At 60.7% G+C, this 7,160-nt stretch carries 9 protein-coding genes; 4 read left to right on the top strand and 5 right to left on the bottom strand.

Going from position 1 to position 7,160, the window contains the following annotated elements; genetic code table 11:
- Positions 1-120: 120 nt before the first annotated feature.
- The 4 genes from ISX84_RS10370 to ISX84_RS10355 all read right to left on the bottom strand — a co-directional run bounded on the left by ISX84_RS10370 (position 121) and on the right by ISX84_RS10355 (position 2,893).
- Entirely contained in the window at positions 121-831 is a 711-nt protein-coding gene (locus ISX84_RS10370) for an alpha/beta fold hydrolase (RefSeq protein WP_195820245.1), read from the bottom strand.
- 218 nt (positions 832-1,049) lie between these two features.
- Positions 1,050-1,679 carry a hypothetical protein gene (locus ISX84_RS10365; protein WP_195820302.1) on the bottom strand — a complete coding sequence of 210 codons (630 nt, stop codon included), beginning with the start codon at positions 1,677-1,679 and terminating at the stop codon, positions 1,050-1,052.
- A 17-nt stretch (positions 1,680-1,696) separates the two neighbouring features.
- Positions 1,697-2,131 carry a VOC family protein gene (locus ISX84_RS10360; protein WP_195820244.1) on the bottom strand — a complete coding sequence of 145 codons (435 nt, stop codon included), beginning with the start codon at positions 2,129-2,131 and terminating at the stop codon, positions 1,697-1,699.
- 9 nt (positions 2,132-2,140) lie between these two features.
- Entirely contained in the window at positions 2,141-2,893 is a 753-nt protein-coding gene (locus ISX84_RS10355; RefSeq protein WP_195820243.1) for an alpha/beta fold hydrolase, read from the bottom strand.
- A 117-nt stretch (positions 2,894-3,010) separates the two neighbouring features.
- Between ISX84_RS10355 and ISX84_RS10350 the strand changes: the two genes are divergently transcribed.
- Together ISX84_RS10350 and ISX84_RS10345 are read left to right on the top strand one after the other, a co-directional pair.
- A complete protein-coding gene (locus ISX84_RS10350; RefSeq protein WP_195820242.1) occupies positions 3,011-3,769 on the top strand; it encodes an ArsR/SmtB family transcription factor in 759 nt (252 codons plus the stop codon).
- 3 nt (positions 3,770-3,772) lie between these two features.
- Positions 3,773-4,186: an MAPEG family protein gene (locus ISX84_RS10345; RefSeq protein WP_195820241.1), complete on the top strand. Its 414-nt coding sequence runs from the start codon at positions 3,773-3,775 to the stop codon at positions 4,184-4,186.
- A 21-nt stretch (positions 4,187-4,207) separates the two neighbouring features.
- On the opposite strand, the gene ISX84_RS10340 is transcribed toward ISX84_RS10345, so the two are convergent.
- Positions 4,208-4,540: a hypothetical protein gene (locus tag ISX84_RS10340; RefSeq protein WP_229884198.1), complete on the bottom strand. Its 333-nt coding sequence runs from the start codon at positions 4,538-4,540 to the stop codon at positions 4,208-4,210.
- 105 nt (positions 4,541-4,645) lie between these two features.
- On the opposite strand from ISX84_RS10340, the gene thrS reads away from it, so the two are divergent.
- Positions 4,646-6,604: a threonine--tRNA ligase gene (gene thrS / locus ISX84_RS10335; RefSeq protein WP_195820240.1), complete on the top strand. Its 1,959-nt coding sequence runs from the start codon at positions 4,646-4,648 to the stop codon at positions 6,602-6,604.
- 206 nt (positions 6,605-6,810) lie between these two features.
- Positions 6,811-7,113, top strand: a complete 303-nt coding sequence (locus tag ISX84_RS10330) for a BufA1 family periplasmic bufferin-type metallophore (protein WP_195820239.1) — start codon at positions 6,811-6,813, stop codon at positions 7,111-7,113.
- Positions 7,114-7,160 lie beyond the last annotated feature (47 nt).

Genomic DNA, 7,160 nt, shown 5'->3' with positions numbered 1-7,160 from the left:
AGCCATTGCGACGTGGTGAGTTCGTAACGCTTGGTCATGTGATCATCTCCAGACTGCTCAATCTGGTCCTCTATGAATCACACAATCACATCCCTTGTGAATCCTGAATGTCGATTGGTCCTAGCGCAGCACCAATGGCAGCCCCATCCAATCGCGCAGCGCCTGCGTTGTCTCATCCGGCTGTTCCAGCGTCGGCAGATGGCCGGAATTCGGCAAAACGCACAGCGTCGCATAGGGGATGAGTTCGGACATGAACTCGTGCCGTTTGACCGGGCAAAGCGCATCATGCGCGCCGCACAGCACCAGCGCCGGGACCTTGCATTTGCGCAGCGTGCTCTGCTGATCCCGCCGCCGCTGCAGCGCTCGCGATTGCCGCACGAAAATCTCGGGGCCCAGCGCATCGGCCATATCCATGACCAGATCGAGCACCGCCTGCTGGTGCGGCCCCGGTGCCAGGTAGTTCGGCTTCATCTCCTCGCGCATCACGTCGAGCATCCGACCCGTACGCGCGGCCACGATCTGCGGCTCGCGCGCGGCGGCAACCTGCGGCGTTTCCGCCAGCGGGTTGGTGTCCATCAAGGCGATGCGCGTCACCCGGTCCGGCGCGCGGCGCAGGATCTCCATCGCGACGATGCCGCCCATGCTCAGCCCCGCCAGAGCAAACCGACCGGGCAGTTGATCCAGCAGGCCGGAGGCAATTTCTTCCACACGTTCGCCTTGCGTGATCGGGCCGACCATCACCGCCGTATCCGACGACAACGCCGCGATCTGCGGCCCAAAAAGCCGCGCGTCACACATCAGGCCGGGCAGTAGAACCAGGGGTTCAGCCATCCTACATTCCACTATCCGCAATGGTGATGGTGCTGATCATATCCTGCCCTGTTAACTGGTCGTTTTGCGGCAGTCTTACCCGCCATATGCGCAATCACAAGGCCATCCGGGGAGTGTTCGGCAAATCCCGGCCTTTCACCTGATCTCGGCAAAGCGCAGCGCACCTGGAAGCTGATCGGCAATCCGCACTCAATCGGGATTTTGGAGGCGCCGCGAGGTCATTCGGTCTGGCAATTGGGAAAATCTATGCTGCGAAAAGGTGGAAAATCAGCATAGCGCGCCTGCCTTTCCTTCAAAGGCTCAGACGGCTCCTCTCCGGCGCGCAGCAACATCCCCCTTGGCGCGATGTAGCTCGAAATCGTGCGCAGCGGCGACGGGCGCCAGACAAGGTTGAAGGCTGCGAGCTTTGGAAAGAACCACGCCTCGGAATAGGGCAGATGGTCGTGGATCCACCATGCCAGATCGCGCCAGTCGCGGCCCGCCTCATAGCGATCCGTGAACCACGGGATGGCCAGCGACGTGCCCGCCACCGCCTTGTCACCGCGGCCGATGTCCCAGATGTGACATTCGATCGGGTTGTCGTTGGCCGCGCAGTTCAGTTTGTGCGCGTTGCCGTATCCGTTCAAAGTAGGCGAGCGGTATCCCGACCGGATGGCGAGGCGGCCAAAGGTCTCTTCCAGCGGATCCAGCAGTTCGGTGCACAGCATACGCCCATTCTCGATGGTCAGCTCCGGGTCGGGCGGCACGTTGGGCACCCCATGCATATTGCTGATTTCGGAATAGAGGAAATCGCGCATGTAGAAGTGTTTTGACAGACGCACCCGGCCCAGCGTTTCAAGGCTCCACATGGATTTGGGGCTGCGCATCAGCCGTCCCCGTAGCCCAACCACCGAAATGCGCCGTCCTCTCTCAAGGGTGAAAAGGGGTTATGTGCGATTTCCCAGATGTGGCCCTCGGGGTCGGCAAAATAGCCATGGTGCCCGCCCCAGAACACATCCTGTGCGGGCTTGAGGATTTTGGCGCCCGCAGCCTCTGCCTGCGCCAAAAGCGGGGCGACGTCGCCTTTGTCGGGCAGGTTGTGGGCGAAGGTACTGGCGCCATACCCAAGATCCGTCAGCGGGACACCGATGTCTTCCGCAAGCTTATCCAACGGGTAGAGCCCAAGGGTCTGGCCAATCAGGTCATAGGCGATCACCCCGTCCGGCGACGGCGTGCGTTGCCAGCCCAAGGCGTCGTAGAACGCCGCCAGTGCCGCGACGTCGCGCGCGCCAAGCGTGATGAGACTGATCCGCTGGTCCATGTGATCCTCCTATTTTGTTGCATCCAAAATATCGACAATCGCGTCCTCGATCAGCCCCAGACACGGGCCGTCTGAAAACCGGTGGTCTGCATCCTTGACGAACGTGAGACGCATGTCGGGGCAGGTCGCATGCTCCATCAGGCGGAGGGCGGTTTCCGTGCTGACAGCGGTATCTGCCGTGCCCTGCAGGCAGCGCACCGGGAACGGCAGATCAAGCGGCGCGCGCAGGACGAGATTGCGCCGCCCGTCCTCGATCATCCGCCGCGTCACGATGTAGGGTTCCATGTAGTCGGACGGGATCTCCACCTGGCCCTGCGCCATCACCTGCTGCTGTTGGGCCTCGGAAAACCCGGCCCAATAGCTGTCTTCCGTAAAGTCAGGCGCGGCCGCAATGGTGACCAGCCCCGCCAGCCGGTCCGGTATCTGTCGCGCCAGCAAGAGCGCCTGCCAGCCCCCCATGGAAGATCCGACCGGGATGATTGGCCCCTCCGTTAGACCCGCGACGATGGCCGCGGTATCTTCTGCCCAGTCCCCGATGGCGCCCTCTTCGAAGGTCCCGGACGACTGGCCATGCCCGGAGTAGTCGAACCGAAGGAAAGCACGGCCCTCGCGCCGCGCCCAGTCTTCAAGATGCAGCGCCTTGGTGCCTTCCATATCGGATTTGAGCCCGCCCAGGAACACGACCCACGGGCCTGCGCCCGGTGTGCGATGATAGGCAAGCCGTCGGCCCTGCGGGCTATCGAAGAAGCTTGGAGAGGTCATTCGGAGTGTCCTTTTTGGCTGCGATCATGTGCGCAAGCCCATTGGCCCGCAATCCATTTTATATTTTTTATAGGTTACTATATTGTCACGTGACTAGTAAGTAACCTATAAGAGGATATGGATTCGATTTTCAAAGCCTTGGCCGACCCCACGCGCCGGATGCTGCTGGACAGCCTGCGTGCCAAACCGGGACAGAGCCTCCTTGATCTGCAAGGCCAGCTCGACATGTCGCGGTTTGGCGTGATGAAGCATCTGGGCGTGCTGGAAGAGGCCAAGCTGATCGTGACCCACAAGAAAGGCCGGTTCAAATACCACTACCTCAACGCCCTGCCCCTGCAGGAAGCGATAGACCGCTGGGTGGAGCCCCTGCTCCAGCAACCGGCGGCACGAGCGGTGCTAAATCTTAAAACTCAACTTGAAGGAACACCGAGAATGACCAAACCCGATTTCATGATGCAGACCTATATTCACTGCACCCAGGACGCGCTGTGGCATGCTTTGACGGACGCCGAGGCCAATGCCGCCTATAACTTCGTGGCGGGCAGCTGCGTGCGCGAGGGCAACAAGCTGATCCTGAAATTCGAGGACGGCACGCCGATGCTGATCCTGACGGAGACCAAGCTGACCCCCAAAACCCGGATTGAGAGCACGTTTGAGCCGCATTGGGCCGGACCGGATGTGCCGCTGGAGCATTCGCGTTTTGTCTATCTGATTGAACCGCAGGGTGAAAACTGCATGCTCACGCTTGAGCATTATGACATTCCCGCCGGTCAGGAAGGCGTGGCAGATGGCTGGCACCGCACCCTCGCTGGCCTGAAAACATGGCTGGAGACCGGGCAATCGGTGCGCTTTTCGCACGCAGAAGCGGAGGGGTGAGCGATGCAGGCCGGAACACTTCCTACTGAAATGGGCGTGCTGATCATGCTCTGCATTTTCGCAGCCTCCCTCTGGATCCCTTACATCGTCGGCGTGAACACGGACCCGCATCCGGCGGATAACTTCACTCGCCCCGGTGATCTGACGCAATTGCGGCCCTGGGTGCACCGGGCTTACCGCGCGCATCTGAACCTGCTGGAGCAGTTGCTGCCCTTTGCCATCCTGGTGCTGGTGATTGACCGTCTGGGCGGATACTCGACGCTGACTTACTGGACAGCCATCGCGTTCTTCTGGCTGCGGGTCGCCCATGCGGTGGGCATGATTTCAGGTCTCGCAAGGCTTCCCCTGCGCCCCATCATCTTCACCGCGGGCTGGATCTGTTGTCTGCTGATGGCATACGCGGCCTACACGGCCTGACTGCAACCGTCTTCGGCGCGGTTACCCACTAACGTAGGGGGCGGCGCCGGGGCGGTAAAAAATCTTCTGGTTGTGGAGACGCCCAAGCAGTTCTTCATTTTCCCGCTGATCCGCTTCGATGACGGTGATCGACTGCAGATCCGCAGGATTTTCCTCCGACAAAGCACGGCGCATCCGGCACAATTCCCGACCACGGGCCCGCAGAGATTCTTCGATCAGATCGACATCATGGATGCTCAATTCGAATGTGCGGTTATAGCGCGGCATGACGGTCCTTCCGGTCATTTTACCATTTGGGTACATGTCGGATTTAGCATACGAGATGTCGCAGTCAACGTATTCTTGGGTATACATTGGATAGCGCTGCTTGACACATCTGCCCCCAGGCGTCATCAGCACGCTCACATAACCCGCAACCGGGCGTCTCGTAGGCGCCAAACCGACGAGGAGTGCCAGCAGATGGCTCCCAAAGACAACGCAATCTCTCTCACCTTTCCCGATGGCAATGCGCGCAGCTTCGAGGCGGGCGTCACCGCAGGCGATGTGGCCGCCAGCATCTCCACCTCGCTGCGCAAAAAGGCGATCTCCGCCACCGTGAACGGGGTGCACTACGATCTCGCCTGGCCCATCGAAGAGGACGCCGAGATCGCCATTCACACCATGGCGGACGAAGAGCAGGCCAACGAGCTGGTGCGCCACGATCTGGCGCATATCATGGCCCGCGCCGTGCAGGAAATCTGGCCCGACACCCAGGTCACCATCGGCCCGGTGATCAAGGATGGCTGGTACTATGATTTTGATCGGGCTGAACCGTTCACACCGGAAGACCTGGGCCTCATCGAAAAGAAGATGAAGGACATCATCAACAAGCGTGATCCCGTCCGCACCGAGGTCTGGGACCGCGCACGCGCGATCAAGCATTACGAAGAGGCGGGCGAGCCTTACAAGGTGGAACTCATCGACGCCATTCCGGGGGACGAGCCGCTGCGCATGTATTGGCACGGTGACTGGCAGGATCTTTGCCGGGGGCCGCACCTGCAGCATACCGGGCAGGTGCCCGGCGACGCCTTCAAGCTGATGTCCATCGCCGGGGCCTACTGGCGCGGCGACAGCGACCGCGCGATGCTGCAACGTATCTACGGCGTGGCTTTCACCGGCAAGGAAAAGCTGCGGGCGCATCTCAACATGCTGGAGGAAGCCGCCAAGCGTGACCACCGCAAGCTGGGTCGCGAGATGGATCTCTTTCACATGCAGGAAGAGGCGCCGGGACAGGTCTTCTGGCACGCAAACGGCTGGTCGATCTACACCACCCTGCAGGACTACATGCGCCGCAAACAGCGCGCGGCAGGCTATCAGGAGGTGAACACCCCACAGGTCGTGGACCGCAAGCTCTGGGAGGCGTCTGGCCACTGGGACAAGTATCAGGAGCATATGTTCATCGTCGAGGTCGACGAGGAGCACGCGCGGGAAAAGGCGATCAACGCGCTGAAACCGATGAACTGCCCCTGCCACGTGCAGATCTTCAACCAGGGCCTGAAATCCTATCGCGATCTGCCGCTGCGCATGGCCGAATTCGGCTCATGCAATCGCTATGAGCCGTCTGGCGCGCTGCACGGGATCATGCGGGTGCGCGGTTTTACCCAGGACGATGGCCATATCTTCTGCCGTGAAGACCAGATCGAGGCGGAATGCGCGGCGTTCATCACCTACCTGTCGTCGGTCTACAAGGATCTGGGGTTCGAAAGCTTCGAGATCATGTTCGCCACCCGGCCTGAAAAGCGCGTGGGGTCCGAGGAGAGCTGGGATCACGTCGAGGCCGCGCTGGAAAACGCGATCAAGGCAACCGGACATCCCTATACCCTCGACGAAGGAGAGGGCGCGTTCTACGGGCCGAAACTGGACTTCAAACTGACCGACGCGATTGGTCGGGAGTGGCAGTGCGGCACCTTCCAGGTGGACCCCAACCTGCCCGAGCGTCTGAGCGCCACCTACGTAGGTGAAGACGGCGCGAAACATCGACCCTACATGCTGCACCGCGCCTGCCTAGGGTCGTTCGAGCGCTTCATCGGCATCCTGATTGAGAATTCGGCGGGCAAACTGCCGTTCTGGCTCGCACCGCGTCAGGTCGTCGTCGCCTCGATCATCTCCGACGCCGATGACTATGTGCATGAGGTTGTTGCGACTTTGAAGGCTGCCGGTGTCCGCGCCGAAGCCGATGTGCGCAACGAGAAGATCAACTACAAGGTCCGCGAACACTCCGTGGGCAAGGTGCCGGTTATCCTCGCCGTCGGCGCCCGCGAGGTCGAAGAACGCACTGTGACCCTCCGGCGTCTGGGCGAAAAACGCACAAGCGTCGAAGCGCTGGACAGCCTGACACAAACACTGGCGCGCGAAGCAACGCCGCCTGATCTTTTGTAACAATTCCGGCCCCCGCATGCCGCACAGCTGCCCGCGGGGACCGATTTTGTAACATTCCGTGAAGAATGGCGTGTTTTTGCCACTGTCTACCCAACGTCTTCTGACGGCTGCGTGAGGCACGACCTCGTGAGTGGAAAGTCCGTTTCCCAACGTCTAGATTTTGCCCTATCATTGACCGCGATGGTCCTCAAAAAGGGAATGAAATCATGTCCAACACAATGAAAACAGTCGCAATTGCCGGTGCTGTCGCTGCTGCCCTGACTGCACAGGTGACAACAGCCGAAGCGGCTGCGAAGGAAAAATGCTACGGCGTTTCGCTGGCAGGTGCCAATGACTGCGCGGCCGGCCCCGGCACAACCTGCGCGGGCACCTCCACCGTTGATTACCAAGGCAACGCCTGGACGCTGGTCGATGCTGGCACATGCGCTGAAATCGAACTGCCCGACCTGGCAGACGGCACACCGCGCCAAGGTTCGCTGGAAGAGCTGAGCCGCGATCTGCCTGCATAAGCATGCACACGAAATTGATCCCACCCGGTGATGCAGATCGCCGGGTG

It is taken from the genome of Roseobacter sp. MH60115, assembly GCF_015644665.1.
In the GTDB taxonomy this organism is placed as follows: Bacteria; Pseudomonadota; Alphaproteobacteria; order Rhodobacterales; family Rhodobacteraceae; genus Roseobacter.
The sequence above is the reverse complement of the archived record's forward strand: the minus strand, read 5'-3'. Positions and strand labels throughout refer to the sequence as shown.

Excerpts from the sequence above, each read along its gene's own strand:
- ISX84_RS10330 (WP_195820239.1), top strand. The coding sequence starts at position 6,811 with ATGTCCAACACAATGAAAACAGTCGCAATTGCCGGTGCTGTCGCTGCT.
- ISX84_RS10345 (WP_195820241.1), top strand. The coding sequence starts at position 3,773 with ATGCAGGCCGGAACACTTCCTACTGAAATGGGCGTGCTGATCATGCTC.
- ISX84_RS10350 (WP_195820242.1), top strand. The coding sequence starts at position 3,011 with ATGGATTCGATTTTCAAAGCCTTGGCCGACCCCACGCGCCGGATGCTG.
- ISX84_RS10360 (WP_195820244.1), bottom strand. The coding sequence starts at position 2,131 with ATGGACCAGCGGATCAGTCTCATCACGCTTGGCGCGCGCGACGTCGCG.
- thrS (WP_195820240.1), top strand. The coding sequence starts at position 4,646 with ATGGCTCCCAAAGACAACGCAATCTCTCTCACCTTTCCCGATGGCAAT.
- ISX84_RS10340 (WP_229884198.1), bottom strand. The coding sequence starts at position 4,540 with ATGTATACCCAAGAATACGTTGACTGCGACATCTCGTATGCTAAATCC.
- ISX84_RS10370 (WP_195820245.1), bottom strand. The coding sequence starts at position 831 with ATGGCTGAACCCCTGGTTCTACTGCCCGGCCTGATGTGTGACGCGCGG.
- ISX84_RS10365 (WP_195820302.1), bottom strand. The coding sequence starts at position 1,679 with ATGTGGAGCCTTGAAACGCTGGGCCGGGTGCGTCTGTCAAAACACTTC.
- ISX84_RS10355 (WP_195820243.1), bottom strand. The coding sequence starts at position 2,893 with ATGACCTCTCCAAGCTTCTTCGATAGCCCGCAGGGCCGACGGCTTGCC.